Here is a 23,410-nt window from a genome sequence, read left to right on the forward strand (position 1 = left end):
TGGATTCCGTCACGTCGTTACTTTCCACTATCGGCTTCTGCCTGAGGGGCTGCGGAGATCAAATCTTGGAGGGTGGTGAGGAGCACGGCCTTGTCCTCGGCGCGGCGCGTCCTGTAGCCGGTGTCGAGTTCGTGGGAACCGAGCATCCAGCTGAGCACCAGCAGGCCGTCCTTTTCCACGAACTTTCCGGCCATGCCGCTTTCCTGCCGCACACCGGTCAGGCATCCGGCCGGGATGAACACCGGGCCGGCGCCCGCGCGCTCGAACAGCACGCCTTCGGGGTGCACGGAGAGCTTGGCGTTGGTGCGGATGCCCAGATTGTGCACGGCGATCCGGTCCAGCCAGTCGCCGGCGGTGGTGGAGGCGACGTACTGGCCGTCGGCGGCGGCCAGCGGGGCGCCGAGTTCGGCGGGAACCTCGGGGAGGGGCTCGACGTCGGACTGGCGGCGCAGGCGGTTACGCCAGCCGACGGCGATGAGGGCAAGCGCGACGCCAATCAGGACGAGCGTGAAGAGCAGGGAGAGGTCCTTGACACTCACGGGCGGCGGCCCGCCGGTCCTGCGTCGAGCGCTTCGGCCGGCCACCGGTACGGGGTGTTGAGTTTTCCGTCGAGAACGGTCGGGTGGCCCTTGAAGAACGTCGCCACTACCTTCCCCGGCAGTTCCCGGCCGGCAAACGGAGAGTTACGGCCCATGGTTGCCATCTTAGAAGGGTCCACGGTCCAGCGCGCAGCCGGGTCCACGAGTATGACGTTGGCAGGCTCCCCGGCTTCGAGCGGGCGGCCCTGGTCCTGGACCCGGCCGATGGCGGCCGGCGCCGTGGAGGTCACGCGGGCAAAATCCTCCCAGCCCATCAGGCCTGTTTCGATCATGGTGTGCTGGACCACCGAGAGCGCGGTTTCCAGCCCGGTCATGCCCATGGCCGCCTGCGCCCACTCGCATTCCTTGTGTTCGCTCGGGTGCGGGGCGTGGTCGGTGCCGACGACGTCGATCGTGCCATCGGCCAGGGCGGCCCGGAGGGCCTGGACATCGGCGTCCGTGCGCAGCGGCGGGTTGACCTTGTAGACGGGGTCGTAGCTGCGGGCGAGCTCATCCGTGAGCCAGAGGTGGTGCGGGGTGACCTCGGCCGTGACGTTGACGCCGCGGGACTTGGCCCAGCGGATGATCTCCACGGACCCCGCCGTGGAGACGTGGCAGACGTGCAGGCGGGACCCGACGTGCTGGGCCAGCAGCACGTCCCGGGCGATGATGCTCTCTTCGGCGACGGCCGGCCAGCCGGCCAGGCCGAGGACGGCGGAGACCTCGCCCTCGTTCATCTGGGCGCCGGCGGTGAGGCGGGGTTCCTGCGCGTGCTGGGCCACGACGCCGTCGAACGCCTTGACGTATTCGAGCGCGCGGCGCATCAGCACCGGATCGTGGACGCAGATGCCGTCGTCGGAGAACACGCGGACGTGGGCGCGGGAGTCGGCCATGGCGCCGAGCTCGGCGAGCTGCTCCCCCGCGAGGCCCACGGTGACTGCTCCCACCGGGCGGACGTCCACCCAGCCGGCGGTCCGGCCAAGGGTGAGGACTTGCTCCACGACGCCGGCGGTGTCCGCCACCGGGGTGCTGTTGGCCATGGCGTGCACGGCCGTGTAGCCGCCCAGGGCGGCGGCGCGGGTGCCGGTTTCGACGGTTTCGGCGTCTTCGCGGCCGGGTTCGCGCAGGTGGGTGTGGATGTCCACCATGCCCGGGAGCGCGACGAGGCCCGCGGCGTCGATTACTGTTGCGTCCCGCACCCCGGCGCCTTCGGCGTCCAGCTGACGGCCGCGGGCGGCGATCACGCCGTCCCGGATCAGGAGGTCCTCGGCTGCTCCGCCCAGGATCGAGGCCCCCCGGATGAGGTAGGCGCCGTTGTTGTCTGCGTTCTGGTGCTGATCGGCCATCAGTGGCTCTCCTGGTGGGAATAAGTGAGGTTCGGAATGGCGGCGTGCGCCGCGGACGCGGCCGCAGAGGCAGCGGCAGAAACTGGTGCGGCGGCCGGCTCGCGGTTCTCCCCGGACAGGAGCAGGTACAGTGCCGCCATCCGGACTGAGACGCCGTTGCGCACCTGCGCCAGCACGGTGGAGCGGGGGGAGTCGGCCGCGGCTGCGGAGATTTCCAGCCCGCGGTTCATGGGACCGGGGTGCATGATGATGGTGTCCTTGAGCCCCAGGCTGTCGAGGGCACGGAGCCGGTTGTCGTCGAAGCCCCAGCGCCGCGAGTATTCGCGGGTGGTGGGGAAGAAGGAGGCATTCATCCGTTCGCCCTGGACGCGGAGCATCATCATGGCGTCCACGCCTTGCGCGAGGGTCTCGTCGAGGTCGAAGCTGACGGCGCACGGCCATTTTTCGACGCCGATGGGGAGCAGCGTGGGCGGCGCGACGAGGGTGACCTCGGCGCCGAGGGTGCGCAGCAGCCAGACGTTGGAGCGGGCAACGCGCGAGTGCAGGACGTCACCGGCGATGGCGACGCGCATGCCTTTGAGGTCGGCGCCGGCCGAGGGCGTGCCGGCCAGCTTCGACCAGTGCCGGCGCATCGTGAACGCGTCCAGCAACGCCTGGGTGGGGTGTTCGTGGGTGCCGTCGCCGGCGTTGATGACGGCGGCGTCGATCCAGTCGGTCGCGGCGAGCCGGTGCGGGGCGCCGGAGGCCCAGTGCCGGATGACGACGGCGTCGGCGCCCATCGCGGCGAGCGTCTGGGCGGTGTCCTTCAGCGACTCGCCCTTGGAGACGGACGAGCCCTTCGCGGCGAAGTTGATGACGTCGGCGGAGAGCCGCTTGGCGGCGGCTTCGAAGGAGATCCGGGTGCGGGTGGAGTCCTCGAAGAAGAGGTTGACCACGGTGCGCCCCCGCAGGGCCGGGAGCTTTTTGACCTCGCGCTCCCCCACCGCAGCCATTTCCTCGGCGGTGTCCAGGATGCGGATGGCGTTGTGCAGGCTCAGGTCTTCGGTGGAGAGCAGGTGCCTCATGCGGTGGCCTCGATGACGACTTCATCGACGGGGGCGCCGTCGGGGGCGCCGTCGGGGGCGCCGACTGTTGCCCCGCCTCCGGCAGAATCGGTTTCCTCGAGCCGGACCCGGACCTTCTCCGATGAGGAGGTAGGCAGGTTCTTGCCGACATGGTCGGCGCGGATGGGCAGTTCCCGGTGGCCGCGGTCGATCAGCACGGCGAGGCGGACAATCCGCGGCCGGCCGAGGTCGATGATGGCGTCCAGTGCTGCCCGGATGGTGCGCCCGGAATAGAGGACGTCGTCGATCAGCACCACAACTTTGTTGTCGATGCCCGTGCGCGGCAGCTGGGTGGGGTAGGGCGGCCTGGTGGGCTGGTGCGAGAGGTCGTCGCGGAACATCGTGACGTCGAGTTGGCCGACAATGGCCGCGGCGTCCACGGTGGGATCCGCGGCGGCGATCTTGGCGGCGAGGCGGACGGCGAGGGGATATCCCCGGCGCGGGATGCCCAGCAGGACGAGGTCCTGGGAGCCCTTGTTGGCCTCAAGAATTTCATGGGCGATACGAGTGAGCGCGCGGTCGATGTCAGCCTGGTTGAGGACAACCCGGGTGAGCACCACCTGCGCCGGACCCGGTGCTGAAGGCACGGAAGTCAAAGCTCGTCTCCCCTTTCCCCGCCTCACGGGACGGAATTAAAAAAGGATTATTTGCTCTTTCAAATTACCACAACGGCACTGCTGCCCCGTCGCCGCCGGAATGCGTTTAACCTCACACGGACATAGGCTCGGTTCCATGACGATGAACGGACCGCGGCCGGGGCATGAGCACCCCGGCGGCCCGCGCCAGGGGCCGCTGCCCCGGCAGGCCAACCCGACGTGGCTGGGGCGTGTCCAGCCCGCGAACTACCGGCTGGCCCCTGCCAACGACGGCGGCCAGCTGCAGCCGGCACTGCCTCCCGCCGGGCCGGCGGGAGGCAGCCCGGGCTGGAAGAACGGCCGCGGTTCCGGCGTATTCGGCCTGGTGATGGCCGGCGGATTCCTGGCGTTCCTCTGCCTCTTCCTGGTGGTGCCCTTCCTGCTGGAAAGGACCGGAATCACCGGCTTTGCCGTTGGTTTCGTGGCCTCGCTGGTTCCCCTGGGGACCGTATTGCTGACGGTGCGCTTCATCGACCGCTGGGAACCTGAGCCGAAACCCCTGCTGCTTTTCGCGTTTGCCTGGGGAGCCGTCGTCTCGATCGCGGTGACGATGCTGATCCAGCCCTATTTCTCACTGGTGGCCGGGCCCGCCTCGGGACTGGACTATACGACGTTCGCCGTGACGGTCCAGGCGCCGGTGGTGGAGGAATTCGCCAAGTCCCTGGGGCTGCTGTTGCTCGTGCTCTTTGCCCCGAAACACTTCAACGGACCGGTCGACGGCGTGGTGTTCGCCTTCACGATCGCGGCGGGCTTCGCGTTTACCGAGAACATCCTCTACTTCGGCCGCGCCATCGCCGAATCCAGCGATCCCGGCACGGACCTCGCGGTGGTCTTCTTTCTCCGCGGGGTCCTCTCACCCTTCGCCCACGCCATTTTCACGGGTACGACCGGTCTGGTGATGGGCTTCGCAGCCGGCCGCGGGAACACCGGGCTGTCCGTGCTGGCGTTCTTCGCCGGCCTCGTCCCCGCGATGCTGCTGCACAGCGCCTGGAACAGCATGGGCCGGGACTTCCTGGGCCGGTACGTGATGGTGCAGGTGCCGATCTTCCTGCTGGCGGTGCTGGTGATCGCGCTGCTGCGGGTGGCTGAGCGCAGGCTCACGCGTCAGCGGCTGACGGAATACACGGCCGCGGGCTGGTTTACCTCGGCCGAGGTCGACATGCTGGCCACCGCCGCCGGCCGCCGTTCCGCGCTGCGCTGGGCCAGGTCCACCGGGCGGGGCGTGCAGATGAAGGCGCTGCTCGATGCCGCGACCCAGCTCGCCCTCACCCGGCAACGCATCCTCAGCGGCCGGGACGTGCCGGCACACCAGCGCGATGAGCAGCACCAGCTCGCCGGGATCGCCGCGCTCCGGGCCGCCGTCGTCGGTTAGGGACAGTTGGAACCCAGTGGGGCCAGCTCAGCGTGGGCAACCGGGGAAAAGAAAGAACCCCGGCCAGGATGTCCTGGCCGGGGTTCTTCGGGGCACTGAGAGCTTACGCCAGCAGCGAGGGCTTGAGCTGCTGCAGCCGGCCCAGCAGGCCGTTGATGAACGACGGCGACTCGTCCGTGGAGAGCGTCTTGGCCAAGGCCACGGCCTCGCTGACCGCCACGCCGTCCGGGACGTCGTCGTTGTAGAGCAGTTCCCACGTGCCGATCCGCAGGATGATGCGGTCCACGGAGGGCATGCGCTCCAGGGTCCAGCCCTGCGAATAGGTCTCCAGGAATTCGTCGATGGCCACCTGGTGCGAGACCACGCCTTCGACGATTTCGAGGGTGTAGGGGTTGACGATCTGGTCTGTCTGCTCGCGGCGGGACTTCAGCACGTCGAACGCGGAGGCTGAGCGCTGCTCGGCCTCAAAGAGCACATCGAGGGCCCGGTTCCGGGCCTTACCGCGCGCACTCACTAGTCGTTGACCCGGCCGAGGTAGCTGCCGTCGCGGGTGTCGACCTTGACCTTGGTGTTGTTCTCGACGAACAGCGGTACCTGGATCTCGTACCCGGTTTCGAGGGTGGCGGGCTTGGTGCCGGCCGAGGAGCGGTCGCCCTGCAGGCCCGGCTCGGTGTAGGTGATCTCGAGGACGACGCTCGGGGGCAGCTCGATGTAGAGCGGGTTGCCTTCGTGGATGGCGATGTTGACCATCTGGTTCTCGAGCATGAAGTTGGTGGCGTCGCCGACGGTGGCGGCCGAGACGGTGAGCTGGTCGAAGTCCGAGGTGTCCATGAAGACGAAGTCGGCGCCGTCCTGGTACAGGTACTGGTAGTCGCGGCGGTCCACCGTGGCGGTCTCAATCTTCAGTCCGGCGTTGAAGGTCTTGTCGACGACCTTGCCGGACATCACGTTGCGCATCTTGGTGCGCACGAACGCGCCACCCTTGCCGGGCTTGACGTGCTGGAACTCGATGATGTTCCAAAGCTGGCCCTCGAGCTTAAGGACGGTTCCGTTCTTGATGTCGTTAGTGGTTGCCACTGTATCCTCTTAGTTTCTCTCTGGTTCCATCAGGCCGGTGCTATCGGCCGGACGATCTATGCCGGGCCGGCATGCCAAGCGGGCCGCCAGCGCGTATTTGTCAAAAATCCAAGATCTATTCTACCGGTTCCGGCGGACAGCTGCCTGACGCAGGCTCAGGACTGCTGTTCCAGGACGTCCCTGGCGCGCTGCAACGCAACGGTGGAGGCATAGATGAGGGCCGCGTCGGCGGACCCGGCGACGCGCAGATCCAGCGCCTTGGCGAAGGATTCGACGGCGGCGCCGATGTTCCCGCCGGCGAAGTAGGACCGGCCGAGGTGCTGGCGGACGGCGCCCTCCTCCAGGGTGCCCTGGGTCTCGGCGAGGAGTTGGCGGAACACCTCCACCGCCCGGTCGAACCGGTTCGAGACCCGGAGCACGTCCGCCTCGAAGATCCGCAGCCGGAGCGAGCCGGGGTCCTTGTAGCGGGCCTCGGCGAGGAGCTCGGCGGCTTCGGCCGCGTGCCCTTCTACGAGCCGGACCAGGATCAGGTCCCCGGGGTCTGTCGAGGCCGCCAGGGCCTCGGCCATGACCTCGTCATTGACGACCTGGGGCATCAGGGACTGCGGGTTGATCCGGATCCCGGGAAATCCCGCGTCCGGCCACTCGCTCGTGCCGCCCTTGACCATGTGCATCAGGAGGCAATCTCCTGGTAGGCGGCAAACAGCAGGGACGTGTCCGGGACATCGAGGATGCCGGGCCGGCCAACGCCGTCGAGCACCACGAACCGCAGCAGGTCACCGCGGGATTTCTTGTCCCGGCGCATGCCGTCCAGGAGGGCCTGCCAGCGGTCGCGGCGGTACGTGATGGGAAGCCCGAGGCTTTCCAGGATGCTCCGGTGCCTGTCGGCGTCGGCGTCGCTGAGCCGGCCGACGCTGCGGGCGAGCTCGGCGGCGAACATCATGCCCACGGAGACGGCGGCGCCGTGCCGCCAGGAGTAGCGCTCGGCGAGTTCGATCGCGTGGCCCAGGGTGTGGCCGTAGTTCAGGATCTCGCGCTGGCCGGTTTCCTTCAGGTCCTCGGACACCACCCGGGCTTTGACGCTGATGGCGCGTTCGATCAGTTCGCGCAGGATGTCCGAGCGCGGATCGGAAACCGCGGACGGGTCCTTCTCGATCAGGTCCAGGATGGCCGGGTCGGCGATGAAGCCGCACTTGATGACCTCGGCCATGCCGGAGATGATCTCGTTCTTCGGCAGCGTCTCCAGCGTGTCGAGGTCCGCGAGGACACCGGCCGGCGGGTGGAACGCGCCCACCAGGTTCTTGCCCTCGGCGGTGTTGATGCCGGTCTTGCCGCCGACCGAGGCGTCCACCATGCCCAGCAGGCTCGTGGGCATGTGGATGACCTTCACGCCGCGCAGCCAGGTCGCGGCGACAAAGCCGGCCAGGTCGGTGACGGCGCCGCCGCCGACGGCGACGATGGCATCGGAGCGGGTGAAGTCGTTCTGCCCCAGCACCTGCCAGCAGAACGAGGCGACCTCGATGTGTTTGCCCTCTTCGGCGTCGGGGATTTCTGCGGTCAGCGCGGTGAACCCGGCGGCGGCCAGCTCTTCCCGGACGGTGTCCCCGGTCAACCGCAGCGCACGGGGGTGGATGACCAGGACGCGCTTGACGCGCTCACCCAGCAGGCCCGGCAGGCTTGCCAGAAGGCCGCGGCCCACTACGACGTCGTAGTTCTCACCCGGCGTTTGTCCGGTGACTTTGATGACGGTTGATTCGGTACTCACTATTCAACTTCCTTTGTCGACGCCGGAATGGGCACCGCCGCGGCCTTAGCCGCGGCGCGCTCCCCCAGCGCATCTTCCAGCCGGTGAGCCAGCTCCGGAACGCTGCCGCGCCGGACATCGAGGACGAGGTCGGCGAGCCGTTCGTAGACCGGCTGCCGGGTGGCGAACAAGGTCCGCCACCGGCCCATGGCGTCGCCGGCCAGGAGCGGCCGGCCCGAATTTCTGGCGATGCGTTCCGCCACAGTCTCGGCGTCGCATTCGAGGTAAACAACGGTACAGCGGCCCAGGAGCTGCTGCGTACCGGAATCAAGGACGGCCCCGCCGCCGAGCGAAATGACGGCGGTGCCGCCCTGTGCCTCTTCGATGGCCTGGGCCACGGCCCGGGCCTCCATCTCGCGGAAGGCGTGCTCGCCACGGCTGGCGAAGATCTCGGCGATCGTCCCGTGCTGGGCCACCACGAGGGCGTCGGTGTCCATGAAGGCGCACCCCAAGTGCTCGGCGAGCTGCTGTCCGATCGCCGATTTGCCCACGGCCATCGGTCCGATCAGGACCACCGGCCCAACGTTATTTGCCGCGGGCGCCGCCGCGGCGGAGGGCCCGTCGGTTTTCCCGGCCGGCACTAGTGGCCGATCGAGTCCAGGGACGCCGGAATGCTGTCCAGGTAACCCTTGATGTTGCGCGCGGTCTCCTGCACGGAGTCACCGCCGAATTTTTCCGCGACCGCTTCGGCGATCACGAGGGCCACCATGGCCTCGGCCACCACGCCGGCGGCCGGCACGGCACAGACGTCGGAGCGCTGGTGGTGGGCCTTGGCGGCCTCCCCCGTGCTGACGTCGACCGTCCTGAGCGCGCGGGGTACGGTGGCGATCGGTTTCATGGCGGCACGGACGCGCAGGACATCGCCGATGCTCATGCCGCCCTCGATCCCGCCTGCGCGGTTGGAGGTACGGATGATCTTGCCGTCCGCGTCCTTGACGATCTCGTCGTGGGCGGCGGAGCCCCGGCGCGCGGCGGTAAGGAAGCCGTCGCCAACTTCAACGCCCTTGATGGCCTGGATGCCCATGAGGGCCGCCGCCAGACGCGAGTCGAGGCGCCGGTCCCAGTGCACGTAGCTGCCGAGTCCCGGCGGGAGGCCGTAGGCAAGCACTTCGACGACGCCGCCGAGGGTCTCGCCTTCCTTGTGCGCGACGTCGACCTCGGCCACCATGGCGTCCGAGGTTTCGCGGTCGAAGCAGCGCAGCGGGTCGGCATCCAGGGCGATCACGTTCCCCGGCACCGGCAGCGGCCGGCCCTCCGGCACGGCGACGCTGGCGATGGATACGGTGTGGGAGACGAGCTCGATGCCGAGCTGCTTGAGGAAGGCCGCGGCGACCGTGCCGAGCGCCACCCTCGTGGCCGTCTCGCGGGCGCTGGCGCGCTCCAGGACCGGGCGGGCCTCGTCGAAGCCGTATTTCTGCATGCCGGTGAAGTCTGCGTGGCCGGGCCGCGGGCGCGTCAGCGGGGCGTTCCGGGCCTGGTCGGCCAGGATTTCGGGCTCCACGGGATCGGAGGACATGATCTGTTCCCACTTGGGCCATTCGGTGTTGCCGACCTGGATGGCGACGGGGCCGCCCTGGGTCAGGCCGTGGCGGACTCCGCCGAGGATCGTGACCACGTCCTGCTCGAATTTCATCCGGGCGCCGCGGCCATAGCCGAGCCGGCGGCGGGCCAGCGCCTCGCTGATGTGGGCGCTGGTGAGTTCCACACCGGCGGGCACGCCTTCAATTATTCCGACCAGTGCCGGGCCATGGGATTCTCCGGCAGTCAACCAACGCAACATACATTCCATCCTGCCATGTCGGGCGGTTAGAACACCCGTCGGGGCGCCCCGACTGCGTCACACATCACATCTGTGACACCGGCAGGGAGGGCCCCGCCCAGCCCGGTGAAGTGCCGTACCTGCTCCACGGCCTGGTAGATCAGCATTTCCAGTCCGGGGACCACCGTGCCGCCGGCTTCCTGCCAGACCGCGGCGATCCGGCTGGGCCATGGATCATAGGCGACGTCCAGGAGGATGCCCGGGCTGCCATGCGGAGGCGGTTCTCCTGGACGTTTCGCCGCCAGTTCTTCGGCCAGTTCCGCGGCCAGTGCGTCTGCCGCGCGGGGCGGCAGCGTGGAGATGACGACGTCGGCCGCGGCGACGGCGGCTGCCGCCCCGGCGAGGGGAAGCACCCGGATGGGGACGCCGACGGCGGCGGAGGCCGCGTGGGCCTCTGCCGCACGGCTGACATCGCGGACGAACACTTCGGCGGACACCGACCCCAATTCCTTGAGCGCCGCGATGGCTGCTGCCGCGGTCCCGCCCCCGCCGAGGATCACGGCGGTGGGCGCCGAGGCTGCCCCCGCGTGCCGGAGCGCGTTGACGATTCCGGTGACGTCGGTGTTGTACGCGACCAATCGCGTGTGGCCGGCACTGCCGTCGTCGGATTCGAACGCAACCGTGTTGACGACCCCGAGGGCGCGCCCCACGCCCCGGACCTCGTCCACTTCCGCCACCATGGCCGATTTGAGCGGCATGGTGACCGAGAGGCCGCGCCAGGAACCGTCAGCGCGCGCCTCGTCCCTGACCTGCCTCATAAAATCGGGCAGGGCGGCCTCGGTCACGTCAATGGCGGAGTAGGCGATATCCACGCCGAGGTGGGCGTACGCGGCGCGGTGCAGCGCGGGCGACTTCGAATGGCTGATGGGATGCCCGAGGACGGCCGCCCGCAGCGTCATACGCAGCGTCCCGGGTTGGCCTCGCACCAGGCGTTGTACTGCGCCACGTAGCCGTTGTGTTCCGCCAGGGTCTTGGAGAACTTGGTCTCCTTGGTGTCCAGGTTGATGGTGACCCAGTAGAGGAAGCTGTTGGACTTGGGCTTGGCGGCGGCGTCAATGGCCGTCTTGCCGGGGGAACCGATGGGTCCGGCGGGCAGCCCCTGGTTGGCGTAGGTGTTGTAAGGGTTCGACTTGTCAGCCTTCTGGGCCTCGTCGATGTGGAAGCTGCGGATGCCCAGGCCGTAGGTGACGGTGGCATCGGACTGGATGAGCCCGTTGGTCTCGGTGTTGTTGGGCTTGAGGCGGTTGTAGATGGCGCCGGCGACGTCACCATATTCGGCCTGGCCGCCTTCGGCCTGGACGATGCTGGCCACCGTCACGACGTCGTACTGTTTCGCGGGATCGGTAACGCCCTGGGCCTTGAGTTCATCCTGGGTGCTGCCGACGAGCTTCTGCAAAATGTCCTTGGCGGAGGAGCCCAACGGGAAGCGGTACTCTCCCGGCGCCAGGTAGCCCTCGAGGTTCTTGGCTTTGGCCGGGACACCGAACTGTGCGGGCGCATCGCTGAGCGCTTTCAGGTCCTGAACAGGAATCCCGGTGCCCTCGGAAATCGCCTGCAGGGATTCGCCGATCCGCAGCCCGGCGCTGAGCGCAAAGTACATGACCTTGCTCTGGCCCTTGTTGAGCAGGACATCCACGGCATCGGAGTTCTTCATTTCCTGGCGCATCGAGAACGTGCCGGGGTTCAGGGCACCGCCGGAAGCGGTGAACTCCTTGAGGAAGGTGTCCGCGTTGGCCACGACCTTTTTCGACTGAAGTTCGGTGGCCACGGACCGCGTTCCGGCGCCGGGTTCGATCGTGATGGTGACTTCACCGGTTCCGGGGCCGGGGTAGTCGGCCATGGTGTCTCCGCCGAGGAGGGGCTTGAGGAACTGTGCGCCGACGGCGATTGCGACGACGAAGACCGTCAGGGTCAGCACCAGTGCCAGGAAGCGGCGCCTACGGCGGACCTTCTTGGACGGTCCCTTGTCGTAGCGGGCTGCTCCGGCCATCAGCTCCTCGCCCGGGTCCCCGTGGTACTCGGCTTCCGGGTGCGGCTGTGCCTGGGGGTCACCGGAGTTGCCGTAGAGATGGTGGGCCTCGTCGTGGGGGTGCGGAGCGTAGCCATCGTGGACGCCGGCGTCCTGGGCAGCCGCATCGTGGCTGGCCGCGTAGCCGAGGCCGCCCGCTGACGCATAGACGACGTCCTCGTGGCCAGCGTCTTCTCGGACGGGCTCGTCGCGGGAAGGTGCTTCGTGGACTGGTACGTCGCGGACAGGGATCAGCTGGGTGAAGTCTTCTTGCACCGGCTCTTCACGCACGGCTTCTTCGCGCACGGGCTCTTCGCGCACGGGCTCTTCGCGCACGGGCTCTTCGCGCACGGGCTCTTCACGCACGGCTTCTTCGCGCACGGGCTCTTCGTGCACCGGCTCTTCGCGCACGGGCTCTTCACGCACGGCTTCTTCGTGCACGGTCGGTGCCGCGTCGGGAAGTTCCGGTGCGGACTGCGGCAGGCTGTCCTCTGCCGGTGCCGGCGTTGGTGCCGGTGCCGGCGTCGGAACGTCCGGTCCCGCCTCAAAAGCCTGCGGCGGGATCACGTTGTGGCCCTGGGTGGCCAGAAGCTTTTCCCGGGCCCGGATTTCTTTGCGCGTCAGCGGTCGGCCGGCGCCACCAAGGGCGTCACCGGAGGAGTCATCACTGTTGACCGGGCTCACTGTAGCCTTCCATGTTCTGAAGAGTGCGTCTGTACTGCCGGGCCGGTCTGTGCGCCGCCTCCGGTCGGCCCCGGCGCAGACTCCGCGTACACGCGGTTTCCGACCTCCGTTCCCCTGGCCTTTTGCATATCAATCGCATGTTGCAGAATACCTGCCGCCGCAACCTGATCAACAACTGTACGGTGATTCCTGCTGCTCATGCCAGCTTCGTGCAGGTTGCGGTGGGCGCTCACGGTGCTGAGCCGTTCGTCAACCAGGCGCACGGGCACCTCGGATCCGGCGTCCTGCAGGGCCAGTACCAGCAGCTGTGCGTACTCGGTCGCCATCCTGGCGGAGGCGTGCTCTTCGCCTTTCATGGTGCGCGGCAGTCCCACGAAAATCTCCACGGCGCCCAGTTCCGCGGCCAGGGCGGCCAGGATTCGCACGTCAGTGTTCTTTTTCACGTTCCGCGCCAGAGTGCGCAGCGGCGTCGCCAGGATTCCGTCGGGGTCGCAGACGGCCACGCCCACACGGACGGTGCCGACGTCCACCCCGAGCTTCACGCCCCGGGGATAGACGCCGGCAACAGCAGCTTCAGACACGTGGGATCCGCTATCGCCTGGTAATGGCGTCCACGACGGCGCCGAGGGCAGCACCGACCTTGGCGGCGTCGGTCCCGCCGCCCTGAGCGACGTCGTCCTTGCCGCCACCGCCGCCGCCGAGGATGCCTGCGGCGAGGCGCACCAGGGCACCGGCCTTGACTCCGGCTGCCCGGGCGGCTTCGTTGGTGGCGATCAGGATCACGGGACGGTCGTTGCTGACTCCGGCCACCGCGACGGCGGCGGGCTCGGATCCGAGACGCGTCCGCAGGTCCAGGGCCAGGCCGCGCAGGTCATCCGCGCCGCTGACCTGGCCGGCGTCGTGCGCGATGACCTTGACGCCGGCGGCATCCTGGGCGGTGCCGACCAGCTGGGCTGCGGCGGCCGTGAGCTGCTCCTTGCGCAGCCGCTCGAGTTCCTTCTCTGCCGTCTTGAGCTTGGTCAGGGTGCTGGAAATCCGGTCCGCCAGCAGCCCGGAGGGAACCTTCAGCATTTCCGTGAGCTCGGTGACGAGCGCCCGCTCCGCGGCCAGGTGCCGGAACGCGTCCATGCCCACGAAGGCTTCGACACGGCGGTTTCCTGAGCCGACCGACTGTTCGCCGAGCAGTGACAGGCTGCCGATCAGCGAGGTGTTCTCGACGTGGGTGCCGCCGCAGAGTTCCCGGGACCAGGCGCCGTCGATTTCCACGACGCGGACCTCGTTGCCGTAGTTCTCGCCGAACAGTGCCATGGCGCCGAGCGCCTTGGCCTCGGCGAGCCCCATGATCTTGGTTTCCACCTGGAAGTTGTTGCGGATGGCGATGTTGGAGACTTCCTCGATCTCGGACCGGGTGGCGGCGCTCAGGCCCTCACCCCAGGCGAAGTCGAAGCGCAGGTAGCCGGCCTTGTTGAAGGAGCCGCGCTGCAGGGCCTCCGGGCCGAGGATCTGGTGCAGGGCAGCGTGCACAATGTGCGTGCCGGTGTGGGCCTGCTCAGCGGCGTGGCGGCGTTCCCGGTCCACGGCGGCCTGAACCAGCGAGTCGGCACCGATTTCGCCTTCGCGGACGATTGCCTTGTGGACGCTGAGGCCCTTGACGGGGCGCTGGACATCCAGGACCTCGACGACGAAGCCGTCGCCGGTGATCAGCCCGGTGTCAGCAGCCTGGCCGCCGGCTTCGGCGTAGAACGGCGTCTCGGCCAGGACCAGTTCGATTTCATCGCCGGTCGAGGCCTGGGCGACCTTCCGGCCGCCGGAGAGGATGCCGCGGACCTTGGACTCGCCCTGGAGCTCGGTGTAGCCGGTGAAGACTGTCTCGCCGGCGGACAGCAGCTCCTGGAAGGCGCTGAGGTCAGCGTGCGACCCCTTCTTGCCCTTGGCGTCGGCCTGGGCGCGCTGGCGCTGCTCGAGCATGAGCTTGCGGAACTCGGGCTCGTCGACTTTCAGCCCGGCCTCTTCGGCCATTTCCAGGGTGAGGTCGATCGGGAAGCCGTAGGTGTCGTGCAGGGCAAAGGCGTCGGCGCCGGAGAGCGGCTGGTTGGCGGCCTTGGATTCCTTGACGGCGTCCTCGAGGCGGGCGGTGCCGGAGGCGATGGTGCGCAGGAACGCCTTCTCTTCGGCGTAGGCAATCCGGCTGATGCGTTCGAAGTCGGTCTCGACGATCGGGTAGACCCCCTTCATGGCGTCCCGCGAGGCCGGCAGCAGTTCCGGCAGGCAGGCCTTTTCGACGCCGAGCAGGCGCATGGAGCGGACGGCCCGGCGGATCAGGCGGCGCAGCACGTAGCCGCGGCCCTCGTTGGAGGGGGTCACGCCGTCGGCGATCAGCATGAGGGCCGAGCGGATGTGGTCGGCAACGACGCGCATGCGGACGTCGTCAGTGTGGTGCGGGTCCTCGGCGGACTCCGCGGAGGTGTATTCCCGGCCGGAGAGGGCCGCGGCCCGGTCGATCACGGGGCGGACCTGGTCCGTCTCGTACATGTTCTCGACGTCCTGGAGGATCATCGCGAGGCGCTCCATGCCCAGGCCCGTGTCGATGTTCTTCTTGGGCAGTTCTCCGGTGATGTCGAAATCCACCTTGGAGCGGACGTTGTCGATCTGGTACTGCATGAACACGAGGTTCCAGATCTCGACGTAGCGGTTTTCATCGGCGATGGGGCCGCCCTCGACGCCGTAGGACGGGCCGCGGTCGTAGTAGATCTCCGAGCAGGGACCGGCGGGGCCGGGCTGGCCGGTGGACCAGTAGTTGTCGGACTTGCCCATGCGCTGGATCCGCTCGGCCGGCATGCCGGTGTTCTTCAGCCACAGCTGCTCGGCCTCGTCGTCCTCTTCATAGACGGTGACCCAGAGCCGCTCCGGCGGCAGTCCGTACCCGCCGTCGTCCACGCTGGTGGTCAGGAGCTCCCACGCGAACTTGATGGCGTCTTCCTTGAAGTAGTCGCCAAAGGAGAAGTTGCCGCACATCTGGAAGAACGTGCCGTGGCGGGCGGTTTTGCCCACTTCCTCGATGTCACCGGTCCGGATGCACTTCTGCACACTGGTGGCCCGCTGGTAGGGGGCCTCCTCACGGGCGGTCAGGTACGGGATGAACGGGACCATGCCGGCGACCGTAAACAGCAGGGACGGGTCGCTGGAGACCAGGGAGGCGGAGGGGACGGCGGTGTGCCCCTTGCTGACAAAAAAGTCGATCCAGCGCTTGGTGATCTCCTGCGACTTCATGAGCTGTTTTCTTACCCTTCAATATTCACTGCGTTATGTGGCCCGCGTCTGTGCTGCGCGGGACAAGCTGAGGACCGGCACTGATCCGGGCCCGTCAATCTGGTACCCGTCACCGGGGGCGTCGGCGCGCCGTCACCCCCGGTGACGGGCACCTTACTTACTAATTCTCTCCCGGCTAGCGCGGGACCGCATCCCGGCGGGCGACAGTGCCGCCGGCGGCGAGGTCCGTTGCCGTCTCGATCCCGAGGGCCGTGCGGAGTTCTGACTCCCGCTCGCCCATGCCATCGCGGACCGCATCGGCGAAGTCGAGCAGGCCGTCCGTCAGCCGTCCGACGGCCCGGTTCAGGCCTTCGGGGCCGAGGGCGGACTGCGCTTCGGTGACTTTGCGGAAGGCGATAACGCCGATCGCGACGCCGATTCCCATCCAGATGATTCTGTTCATGTCAGGTGCTCCCGAAGTGTTTAGCGGCTGCGGCGGCCGGTGGCGGGCTTTTTGCGGGTGCTGAAGGCGGAGCGCACGCCGTAGCTGAAGGCTGCCACCTTGATCAGCGGCGAGCCCACGGTGGCGGCCATGAGCGAGGACAGCGCCGAGATGTTGGCGGAGGCGTCCGAGACGTTCGAGGAGATGCCGTCAACCTTCTTCAGCTGCTCGTTGGTGGTGGTCACCGTCGCGGTGACCTCGTCCATGAGCGGGGTGGCGCCGTCGCTGATGGAGCGGATGGTGGTCCGCATTTCGTCGAACACTCCACCGAGCTTCAGGATCGGCACGGCGAGCAGCAGGACCAGCAGTGCAAACACTCCAGCCGCGATCAGGCCGGCAATATCGCCACCAGACATAGACACTCATCTCCTTGAACTGCAGTGGATACCTGCTTGTTGCGTCGGGTTCCGACGGTTTCGCCGACAGTTAAATCCGGCAAGCCGAACCGGCTCCCGGGGAACTCCCCCAAGTACCTTACATACAAAGAAGCCCGCGGCGCTTGCCACGGGCTTCTTTGTAGGTGATGCCTTTTGAATTAGCGTGCGTAGAATTCCACGACGAGCTGCTCTTCGCAGGTCACGGGGATCTCTGAGCGCTTGGGGCGACGCACCAGGCGGGCCTGCAGGGCGTCAAGCTTGACGTCCAGGTAAGCCGGAACGATCGGCAGGACGTCGCGGTGAGCGCCGGCTGCTGCAACCTGGAACGGAGGCATGGTCTCGCTGCGGCTGTGAACGTGGACCAGCTGGCCCTCGCCGACGCGGAAAGACGGGCGGTCAACGCGGATGCCGTCAACGAGGATGTGGCGGTGCACAACCAGCTGGCGGGCCTGGGCGATGGTGCGGGCGAAGCCGGCACGCAGCACGAGGGCGTCGAGACGCATTTCGAGCAGTTCGATCAGGTTTTCACCGGTCAGGCCCTTGGTGCGGCGTGCTTCTTCGAAGGCACGGGTCATCTGGGCTTCGCGGATGCCGTACTGGGCGCGCAGACGCTGCTTTTCGCGCAGACGTACGGCGTAGTCGGAGTCCTGCTTCTTGCGGGCACGGCCATGCTCACCGGGGCCGTACGGGCGGCGCTCCATGTACTTGGCGGCCTTGGGGGTCAGAGCGATGCCGAGTGCACGCGAAAGGCGTGCGGTACGGCGAGCACGAGTGTTGTTAGCCACTTGTGTCCTTCCAATATCTGCGGTGTGTCAGTGTTACTGGCCTCCACGATGGAGAGCATCGGCCAACCGCTGCCTTTTGCTACTGGGCACAGGGCAACCCTCATCGAACCGAAGTTTCCATGGATTGTGCGTCCGTGCCTTGCCAGACAACGATCCAGCCTACCAGATCCGGCCGGCGGACCGAAGTCAGATTCTGGCGTGCGCTCCCCGGACACCGCTGCGCCCGAAGGACGCCGCGCCCAGGAATTCCACGGCCACGAACGGTTTCGGGCCCACCACCCATTCGTCGTGTCCCGGCGGAATCGCGTAGGTGTCGTTGGCGTGGATCGTGGAGCGCAGCCCTTCGGCCGTTTCGACTTCCATTTCACCGGAGATGCAGAAGCCGAGATGGTGGTGCAGGCAGACGTCGGTCCGCTCGTAGGGTCTGCTGTTCTCCGACCACCGCCAGCCCGGGCCCAGGATCAGCCGGGCCACCGAGTAGTCGTTCACTGTGCAGAGGTCGAATTCGGCCTTGTCCGGGCACCGTTTCTTGTCCGGCACATCGAAGGACTTCACTGCCATGGCTGTAACGAAGTTGATACTCATGGGACACCTGCCGGGGACGGGACGGGAACGCTCGCGCTGGATGAGCTGGGATGGAGCGAAGCCGGCTGCCGTTCCGGGGTCCGGAACGAGGGAGCCAGCGATGTGACCGCGCTGTCCCCTGCGCCGCACGGACGGTCAGCAGATCCATGCCGCCGTAATTCCACGTTAGACCTCTTGGCCCCTATGTCAACGGCGGATTCCGGCGCCACGGGCCGCCGCCGACCAGCCGCAGGTCACGGGCGTTCACTTGCCGCCCACGTGCCTTTCAGGTGCCGCGGATGATCCTCCGAAGCCGCTCGAGCCGGGTGGCGATGTCGCGTTCGGCCCCGTTGCCGGTGGGTTCGTAGTAGTTGCGCCCGACGAGGTCGTCCGGCGGGTACTGCTGCGTGGCGACGGCGTGCGGGGCATCGTGGGCGTATTTGTAGCCCTTGCCGTGGCCGAGCTGTTTCGAGCCCGGGTAGTGGGCGTCGCGAAGGTGGGCGGGGATGCCGTTCCCGAGCCCGGCGCGGACGTCGGCGATGGCCTGGTTAATGCCCATGTACGCGGCGTTGGACTTCGGCGCGGTGGCCAGATGCACCACGGCCTCGGCGAGGATGATGCGGCCTTCCGGCATGCCGATCAGCTGTACGGCCTGGGCCGCCGCGACGGCGGTCTGCAGCGCAGTCGGGTCAGCCATGCCGACGTCCTCGGCCGCCGAGATCACGATCCTGCGGGCCACGAACCGGGGGTCCTCACCCGCCTCCAGCATCCGGGCAAGGTAGTGCAGCGCGGCGTCGACGTCGGAACCCCGGATCGACTTGATGAACGCGCTGGCGACGTCGTAATGCTGGTCCCCGGCCCGGTCGTAGCGGACGGAGGCGACATCCAGGGCGCGCTCCGTGTGCTTGAGCTCGATCTTCACCGGGGCCGCCTCGGGCGCCCCGCTGGCTGTGCCGGCTACGACTGCGTCAGTGTCGTCCGCGTCCCCGAACGCGACACCGGCCGCCGCCTCGAGCGCGGTCAGCGCACGCCGGGCGTCCCCGCCGGAGAGCCGGACGAGGTGTGCCAGGGCCTCGTCGCTGAGTTCCACTTTGCCGCCGAGCCCGCGGTCATCCGTTGCGGCCCGCAGGAGAAGGCCCTCGACGTCGGCGTCGGTGAGCGGTTTCAGGGTCAGCAGCAGCGAGCGGGACAGCAGTGGGGAAACGACGGAGAAGGAGGGGTTTTCGGTGGTCGCGGCGACCAGGACCACCCAGCGGTTCTCGACGCCGGGCAACAGGGCGTCCTGCTGGGCCTTGTTGAAGCGGTGGATCTCATCCAGGAAGAGGACGGTGGTGGTCTTGAACAGGTCGCGCGCGGTCAGGGCTTCGTCCATCACGCGGCGGACGTCCTTGACGCCGGCGGTGATGGCGGAGAGCTCGACGAACTTCCGCCCTGGGCCCTTGGCAATCACATGGGCAAGGGTGGTCTTGCCGGTACCCGGAGGACCCCAGAGGATCAGTGAACTGGGACCCGCGGGGCCGGTGGCGTCCGTGCCGGCGGCGAGCTGGCGCAGCGGCGAGCCTTGGCCGAGTAGGTGCTGCTGGCCCACGACATCATCGAGGGTGCGGGGCCGCATCCGGACGGCGAGGGGGCTCCGCGGGGAGACCCGGCGGCTCTCGCCGGTCTGGTCAGCGTCGCCGTCATCCTCGGTAGCGGCGCCGCCGTCCCGCCCTGCGCCAAAGAGATCATCCACATAGATAGGCTACTTCTAGTTCCCGCCTGTCCAGACACCCTCATAACGGAGACCCCGCCATGACAATCCCCGACACCCGTGTGGCCTTCGTCTCCGGCGACCGGCTGCCGGGCTGGGTGGACCGCTTCGCCGCGAGCCACGGCGCACTGGTGGAGGAGGAGCTCGACGCAGGTCTGCAGCTGCGCGCCGCCGACGGGGCCGTGGCTCTGCTCCAGGCGCCATGGCCGGTGGACGGCCGTCCTGGGCGCGGCGGCGACGCCGTCGCCCGCCTCGCTTCCCTGGCGTCCCAGTCGCGGGGCATCGGGGCGGTACTGGTCCGCCGCGGCGGTTACTCGGTGGCGGTGGTGAGCGGCGGCGCCGTGCTCGCGTCGAAGACCGGTACACGGCATGTCCAGTCCCGGACGGCTGCGGGCGGCTGGTCGCAGCAGCGCTTTGCCCGGCGCCGGGCGAACCAGGCCGATGCGCTGGTGGAGGCCGTTGCGGAGCATGCCGGGCGGATTTTCGCGGAGCACCCGATCGAGTATCTGGCTCCCGGCGGCGACCGGACCCTTGCGGACCAAGTGCTCGCCGAACCGGTGCTGAAGCAGTACGCGGCACGGCCGAGGCTGGCGTTCCTCGACGTCCCGGATCCGCGCGCCGCGGTACTGAAGAAGGCGGCCACGGACCTGTGCGCGGTGCGCATCCTGGTGACGGATCCACCGGAGTAGGGACGGCTTGAGCAACGGCCCTACCGCCACCTGTTACGGACTGTCCGGCAGCCCGCGCGCAGGAATCAGCCGTGGTGTCGGCGGGACTGCCAGGCCGAGTAGATCAGCCACCCCAACCAGATGCCCGATGAACAATCCGTTTACGGAACCCACTACGGGACCTTTTTGGCCCGCTCTGTGACTTAGAGCCGCTGTGAAGGGAAATTACGTCTGCAGCAAGGTCTCCAGGTGGGCCGTTCCGAACCCTCTGGGCACGGTCAGCTAGGCTCCGGACTATGCCTTCCTCCTGGACCGTTCTGATCTCACTTCACGCAATCGCCGCCAGCTACTCACTGATTTTCGGAGCCATGAACCTGCTGCGCAGGACCAAAGGCGGCCGCGTTCATCGGATCGTGGGCCGAATCTGGGCTGCTTCCATGTATGTCGTGGTGCTGACCTCGTTTGGAATCAGAACCATCGACGGCGGGTTCAATTGGCTCCACGCACTCTCAGTGCTGACGTTCTTCACACTAACAGCGGGACTGTGGGCCATCTGGAAGAGAAACATCAGGGCCCACCGCAGTTTCATGACGGGCAGCTACTTCGGTCTGATCGGCGCCTTTGTGGGCGTTCTGGCAGTGCCCTCGCGCCGCATTCCCCAGCTCGCCATCCACGAGCTCCCGCTGTTGGGTTTGTTGATCCTGGTCCTGCTGGGCACAGCCGTACTCACTCTCATCGGCATCGCCCAGCTCCGCAAAACACAGACGGTCCCCATCACCTAGTCCGGCCGGACACTCGCGGTATGGGACCAAGAGCCGGAACAGGAAATTGCCTTACTCGTGGAGCTGGCAGCGAGTTCCTGGCGCCTCGAAGTTTCGTAAGCCGATTGGCTCCCGTACCTAGAACACTGGCGTCCCTGAACTAAATCGTAAGGATAAGGAAACCATGCAGCGAGGCCAACCAGTTGTCAGTTGGGAAAGTGCCCTGATGCGCACTGTAGAAGGTTCGTTCTACCGTGCTGTGGATCCCGCCTACCGTGACGCGGCTCTTGCGGGATCTCGGTCTGCCGGCCGGTATTCGCCGCCAGAGGTCCCAACGCTGTACCTAAGTTCGTCACCTGAAGGTGTCGCCGCTGCAATGATCGCCCACACTGACGAACGCACTCCCGGTCGTGAGGTGTTGCAGTTCAATGTAGAGGCCAACCGTATTGTTGATCTTCGTGATCACAAAGCTCTGAAGTCCGTTGGAATCAGTCCCGCGGACGCCGCGGGGGACTGGCAACGAGCTGTTGCTGCGGGTGGAACGCCTCCGTCATGGAAAGTTCGAGAAGCTCTGCAGAGTTTGGGCGCCAATGGGCTAATCGACCCTTCACGCAAACGGCCGCATCTCTGGCACCTAACGCTCTTCAACTGGAACGCTGATGGCGCTCCAAGTGTTCGAGAAGTTTCTCTCCGGTAGAGGATCCGTCTACTCGTGGCCTGCGCGCCATTCGGAGACTGTCTGGTAACCCTCGCCTTCGTCGATCGCGTGAGCTGCATCGACGGTGCCGAGGGCCACGACGCGAACCTCGGTAACTTCTGTGATGCAAACGGGCCGCCCTAACGAGTCAACGACCACACCGCGTTCACCGACGACCGGCAACTGCTCGGTCAGGCACAGTCGGTCAGGCACATTGGAGCAGGAGCCATTCCGAATAGGGGTCGGCCGGGGCTGCTGGCCAGTACGGATCATCTGTGTCCGCCTCGGGCAGTGGATGCCCGGCGGTGAATTGGTGCCAGTCCGGGAAGGGGTCCGGGGGCAGGCCTGGGCCCGGATCCGTGGGCTGGCCTTGATCGGGGTCGGGGTCGGTGTCGGTGTCGGGTTCCGGGCCGGGTTCGTCCGTGGCCGGGATGTGGGGCAGCCAGTCCTCCGGCCAGTGGGGTGGTTCCCAGTCCTGGTGTTCGCTGGGGTAGTGCCGTCCGGACGGTGAGGTCCAGCCCGGCGGGTGGTCTTTGCTGGCCCGGTCCGGTGTCCAGGCGGAGGCGTGTTTGAGCCGGTGGTGTTTCGGGCAGGGCTGGCCGAGGTTCGAGATGCCGGTGGTGCCGCCGTCGGCCCAGGCCAGGAGGTGGTCTGCCTCGTTGTCCAGGGAATGGTTGCCGCAGCCGGGGAAGGGACACCGGCCGTCGCGGAGCCGGAGCCAGTGGCGCTGGGCCGTCGTGAGCCGGTAGCTGGTCCGGCCGATTTCCAGCGGGGCACCGTCCCGGGGGTCGGTCAGGACCCGGTGGAAGGAACGGGCGCCCTCGGCGATGAGGCGGCGGGCCATCGAGGGCGGAATCGGCCCGTGCCCGTCGAGCACGGCCGGTTCCTCGGTGGCGCCGAGCAGGGCCAGGACCGGGACGGTGACCAGGACCTGCGCCCGCGGGACCGGAACAAACCCACCCGCACCCGCCCCCGCGCCGGTACCGGTGCCGCCGTCGTCCGATCCAGCACCCGTGCCGGTGCCGGTGGTGAGGAGCCAGGTGGCGGTGACGTCGGCGCGGAGCTGGGCCAGGGTCCGGGGCTCGTCCGGGCCCTGAAGGGCGCGGGCGGCGGCGGTGGCCCGGTCCCAGATCCCGGCCGCGGTGTCGGCCGGGAAATAGGCCGAGAGCCAGGCCATGCCGTCCCGGTCCGGGGTGTACTCGACCCGCCGGTCCGCGGCGCTCGTGGCGTGGCGTTCTTCAATGCCGGCCGGGTGGTGGCGTTCGCGCCAGGCGCGGGCCTTCGCCCGGAACCGGGACGGAACGAGCTCCCCGGCCGGACAGCCGCGGGCCGGGTTCGGCGCGGCCGGGTCCAGGAAGTGCGCTTCGAGCCCGGCCGCCCCGGCCGCATCCAGGCTGCTGGTTTCGTCCACGATGATCCGTGCGTGGGCCCAGGAGATCGCCCCGGACTCAAGGGCGGCCAGGGTCAGCGGCAGCGCCGTCGTCAGGGCCCGGGATTCGGCGAGGAGGGCCGCGGCGGCGCGTTCGCTGACGGTCAGGACACAGGCGACCTCGGCCACCAGTGCCATCTCCTGTACGGCACGGTCCCGCGGTGACGGCGCCGGCGGCGCCAGGAACCTGGTTGCCTGCGCG

At 67.9% G+C, this 23,410-nt stretch carries 25 protein-coding genes; 4 read left to right on the forward strand and 21 right to left on the reverse strand.

Annotated features, from left to right (window positions below; all coding sequences use genetic code 11):
• Nucleotides 1-17: 17 nt before the first annotated feature.
• Genes AC1DKN_RS07600 through pyrR form a run of 4 tightly spaced genes read right to left on the reverse strand, consistent with a single transcriptional unit; the run spans nt 18 to nt 3,623 of the window.
• The gene (locus AC1DKN_RS07600; protein ID WP_476849297.1) at nt 18-539 is read right to left on the reverse strand and encodes a PH-like domain-containing protein; all 522 of its coding nucleotides are present in this window, start codon (nt 537-539) and stop codon (nt 18-20) included.
• The gene (locus AC1DKN_RS07605) at nt 536-1,924 is read right to left on the reverse strand and encodes a dihydroorotase (protein ID WP_223916683.1); all 1,389 of its coding nucleotides are present in this window, start codon (nt 1,922-1,924) and stop codon (nt 536-538) included. Before AC1DKN_RS07605 ends, AC1DKN_RS07600 begins: the two co-directional genes overlap by 4 nt.
• Nucleotides 1,924-2,988, reverse strand: coding sequence for an aspartate carbamoyltransferase catalytic subunit (locus tag AC1DKN_RS07610; RefSeq protein WP_476870915.1), 1,065 nt, complete (start codon nt 2,986-2,988; stop codon nt 1,924-1,926). Before AC1DKN_RS07610 ends, AC1DKN_RS07605 begins: the two co-directional genes overlap by 1 nt.
• On the reverse strand, nt 2,985-3,623 hold the full coding sequence (gene pyrR, locus AC1DKN_RS07615) for a bifunctional pyr operon transcriptional regulator/uracil phosphoribosyltransferase PyrR (protein ID WP_476870916.1): 639 nt from the start codon (nt 3,621-3,623) through the stop codon (nt 2,985-2,987). Before pyrR ends, AC1DKN_RS07610 begins: the two co-directional genes overlap by 4 nt.
• A 136-nt stretch (nt 3,624-3,759) precedes the next feature.
• On the opposite strand from pyrR, the gene AC1DKN_RS07620 reads away from it, so the two are divergent.
• Entirely contained in the window at nt 3,760-5,034 is a 1,275-nt protein-coding gene (locus tag AC1DKN_RS07620) for a PrsW family intramembrane metalloprotease (protein ID WP_476870917.1), read from the forward strand.
• A gap of 103 nt (nt 5,035-5,137) precedes the next feature.
• On the opposite strand, the gene nusB is transcribed toward AC1DKN_RS07620, so the two are convergent.
• From nusB to AC1DKN_RS07695, 15 genes are all read right to left on the reverse strand, one after another.
• Nucleotides 5,138-5,548, reverse strand: a complete 411-nt coding sequence (gene nusB / locus AC1DKN_RS07625; RefSeq protein WP_018773145.1) for a transcription antitermination factor NusB — start codon at nt 5,546-5,548, stop codon at nt 5,138-5,140.
• A complete protein-coding gene (gene efp, locus AC1DKN_RS07630; protein ID WP_018773146.1) occupies nt 5,548-6,111 on the reverse strand; it encodes an elongation factor P in 564 nt (187 codons plus the stop codon). Before efp ends, nusB begins: the two co-directional genes overlap by 1 nt.
• 155 nt (nt 6,112-6,266) lie before the next feature.
• Entirely contained in the window at nt 6,267-6,785 is a 519-nt protein-coding gene (locus AC1DKN_RS07635) for a tetratricopeptide repeat protein (RefSeq protein WP_476870918.1), read from the reverse strand.
• Entirely contained in the window at nt 6,785-7,876 is a 1,092-nt protein-coding gene (aroB, locus tag AC1DKN_RS07640) for a 3-dehydroquinate synthase (protein ID WP_079554549.1), read from the reverse strand. Before aroB ends, AC1DKN_RS07635 begins: the two co-directional genes overlap by 1 nt.
• Nucleotides 7,876-8,430: a shikimate kinase gene (locus AC1DKN_RS07645; protein WP_476870919.1), complete on the reverse strand. Its 555-nt coding sequence runs from the start codon at nt 8,428-8,430 to the stop codon at nt 7,876-7,878. Before AC1DKN_RS07645 ends, aroB begins: the two co-directional genes overlap by 1 nt.
• Nucleotides 8,431-8,495: 65 nt before the next feature.
• Nucleotides 8,496-9,695, reverse strand: coding sequence for a chorismate synthase (aroC, locus tag AC1DKN_RS07650; RefSeq protein WP_026266381.1), 1,200 nt, complete (start codon nt 9,693-9,695; stop codon nt 8,496-8,498).
• A 26-nt stretch (nt 9,696-9,721) separates the two neighbouring features.
• On the reverse strand, nt 9,722-10,633 hold the full coding sequence (locus AC1DKN_RS07655; protein WP_476870920.1) for a shikimate dehydrogenase: 912 nt from the start codon (nt 10,631-10,633) through the stop codon (nt 9,722-9,724).
• Nucleotides 10,630-12,426 carry an endolytic transglycosylase MltG gene (mltG, locus tag AC1DKN_RS07660; protein ID WP_476870921.1) on the reverse strand — a complete coding sequence of 599 codons (1,797 nt, stop codon included), beginning with the start codon at nt 12,424-12,426 and terminating at the stop codon, nt 10,630-10,632. The genes AC1DKN_RS07655 and mltG overlap by 4 nt, the downstream gene beginning before the upstream one ends.
• Complete coding sequence (gene ruvX / locus AC1DKN_RS07665) at nt 12,423-13,007, reverse strand: Holliday junction resolvase RuvX (protein ID WP_223916695.1); 585 nt, start codon at nt 13,005-13,007, stop codon at nt 12,423-12,425. The genes mltG and ruvX overlap by 4 nt, the downstream gene beginning before the upstream one ends.
• Before the next feature lie 10 nt (nt 13,008-13,017).
• Nucleotides 13,018-15,696 (reverse strand): alanine--tRNA ligase, encoded by a 2,679-nt coding sequence (gene alaS, locus AC1DKN_RS07670; protein WP_476870922.1) that lies wholly within the window; start codon nt 15,694-15,696, stop codon nt 13,018-13,020.
• Nucleotides 15,697-15,871: 175 nt separating this feature from the next.
• Nucleotides 15,872-16,138, reverse strand: coding sequence for a DUF6167 family protein (locus AC1DKN_RS07675; RefSeq protein ID WP_476870923.1), 267 nt, complete (start codon nt 16,136-16,138; stop codon nt 15,872-15,874).
• 20 nt (nt 16,139-16,158) lie between these two features.
• Nucleotides 16,159-16,533: a DUF948 domain-containing protein gene (locus AC1DKN_RS07680; RefSeq protein ID WP_018773156.1), complete on the reverse strand. Its 375-nt coding sequence runs from the start codon at nt 16,531-16,533 to the stop codon at nt 16,159-16,161.
• A gap of 179 nt (nt 16,534-16,712) precedes the next feature.
• Complete coding sequence (gene rpsD / locus AC1DKN_RS07685) at nt 16,713-17,339, reverse strand: 30S ribosomal protein S4 (RefSeq protein WP_018773157.1); 627 nt, start codon at nt 17,337-17,339, stop codon at nt 16,713-16,715.
• A gap of 186 nt (nt 17,340-17,525) precedes the next feature.
• Nucleotides 17,526-17,924, reverse strand: a complete 399-nt coding sequence (locus AC1DKN_RS07690) for a cupin domain-containing protein (RefSeq protein WP_476870924.1) — start codon at nt 17,922-17,924, stop codon at nt 17,526-17,528.
• 265 nt (nt 17,925-18,189) lie between these two features.
• Nucleotides 18,190-19,635 (reverse strand): replication-associated recombination protein A, encoded by a 1,446-nt coding sequence (locus tag AC1DKN_RS07695; protein ID WP_476857085.1) that lies wholly within the window; start codon nt 19,633-19,635, stop codon nt 18,190-18,192.
• Between the two features lie 59 nt (nt 19,636-19,694).
• Here AC1DKN_RS07695 and AC1DKN_RS07700 point away from each other — a divergent pair, with 59 nt between their 5' ends.
• The 3 genes from AC1DKN_RS07700 to AC1DKN_RS07710 all read left to right on the forward strand — a co-directional run bounded on the left by AC1DKN_RS07700 (nt 19,695) and on the right by AC1DKN_RS07710 (nt 21,779).
• Nucleotides 19,695-20,342, forward strand: coding sequence for an acVLRF1 family peptidyl-tRNA hydrolase (locus AC1DKN_RS07700; RefSeq protein WP_476870925.1), 648 nt, complete (start codon nt 19,695-19,697; stop codon nt 20,340-20,342).
• A 275-nt stretch (nt 20,343-20,617) separates the two neighbouring features.
• The gene (locus tag AC1DKN_RS07705; protein WP_476870926.1) at nt 20,618-21,103 is read left to right on the forward strand and encodes a DUF2306 domain-containing protein; all 486 of its coding nucleotides are present in this window, start codon (nt 20,618-20,620) and stop codon (nt 21,101-21,103) included.
• 205 nt (nt 21,104-21,308) lie between these two features.
• Nucleotides 21,309-21,779, forward strand: a complete 471-nt coding sequence (locus AC1DKN_RS07710; RefSeq protein ID WP_476870927.1) for an RES family NAD+ phosphorylase — start codon at nt 21,309-21,311, stop codon at nt 21,777-21,779.
• Between the two features lie 9 nt (nt 21,780-21,788).
• On the opposite strand, the gene AC1DKN_RS07715 is transcribed toward AC1DKN_RS07710, so the two are convergent.
• Nucleotides 21,789-21,992 (reverse strand): ASCH domain-containing protein, encoded by a 204-nt coding sequence (locus AC1DKN_RS07715; RefSeq protein ID WP_476870928.1) that lies wholly within the window; start codon nt 21,990-21,992, stop codon nt 21,789-21,791.
• Nucleotides 21,985-23,410 (reverse strand): HNH endonuclease signature motif containing protein (locus tag AC1DKN_RS07720; RefSeq protein WP_476870929.1); only part of this gene is annotated, 1,426 nt, incomplete at its 5' end. The genes AC1DKN_RS07715 and AC1DKN_RS07720, both read right to left, overlap by 8 nt.

The organism is Arthrobacter sp. 01N444 (genome assembly GCF_056399305.1).

Bases quoted from the DNA above. Each gene is read 5' to 3' on its own strand.
- AC1DKN_RS07605 (WP_223916683.1), bottom strand. From the start codon at position 1,924: ATGGCCGATCAGCACCAGAACGCAGACAACAACGGCGCCTACCTCATC.
- AC1DKN_RS07610 (WP_476870915.1), bottom strand. From the start codon at position 2,988: ATGAGGCACCTGCTCTCCACCGAAGACCTGAGCCTGCACAACGCCATC.
- AC1DKN_RS07620 (WP_476870917.1), top strand. From the start codon at position 3,760: ATGACGATGAACGGACCGCGGCCGGGGCATGAGCACCCCGGCGGCCCG.
- AC1DKN_RS07635 (WP_476870918.1), bottom strand. From the start codon at position 6,785: ATGCACATGGTCAAGGGCGGCACGAGCGAGTGGCCGGACGCGGGATTT.
- aroC (WP_026266381.1), bottom strand. From the start codon at position 9,695: ATGTTGCGTTGGTTGACTGCCGGAGAATCCCATGGCCCGGCACTGGTC.
- AC1DKN_RS07655 (WP_476870920.1), bottom strand. From the start codon at position 10,633: ATGACGCTGCGGGCGGCCGTCCTCGGGCATCCCATCAGCCATTCGAAG.
- alaS (WP_476870922.1), bottom strand. From the start codon at position 15,696: ATGAAGTCGCAGGAGATCACCAAGCGCTGGATCGACTTTTTTGTCAGC.
- AC1DKN_RS07675 (WP_476870923.1), bottom strand. From the start codon at position 16,138: ATGAACAGAATCATCTGGATGGGAATCGGCGTCGCGATCGGCGTTATC.
- AC1DKN_RS07680 (WP_018773156.1), bottom strand. From the start codon at position 16,533: ATGTCTGGTGGCGATATTGCCGGCCTGATCGCGGCTGGAGTGTTTGCA.
- AC1DKN_RS07690 (WP_476870924.1), bottom strand. From the start codon at position 17,924: ATGAGTATCAACTTCGTTACAGCCATGGCAGTGAAGTCCTTCGATGTG.
- AC1DKN_RS07700 (WP_476870925.1), top strand. From the start codon at position 19,695: ATGACAATCCCCGACACCCGTGTGGCCTTCGTCTCCGGCGACCGGCTG.
- AC1DKN_RS07705 (WP_476870926.1), top strand. From the start codon at position 20,618: ATGCCTTCCTCCTGGACCGTTCTGATCTCACTTCACGCAATCGCCGCC.
- AC1DKN_RS07710 (WP_476870927.1), top strand. From the start codon at position 21,309: ATGCGCACTGTAGAAGGTTCGTTCTACCGTGCTGTGGATCCCGCCTAC.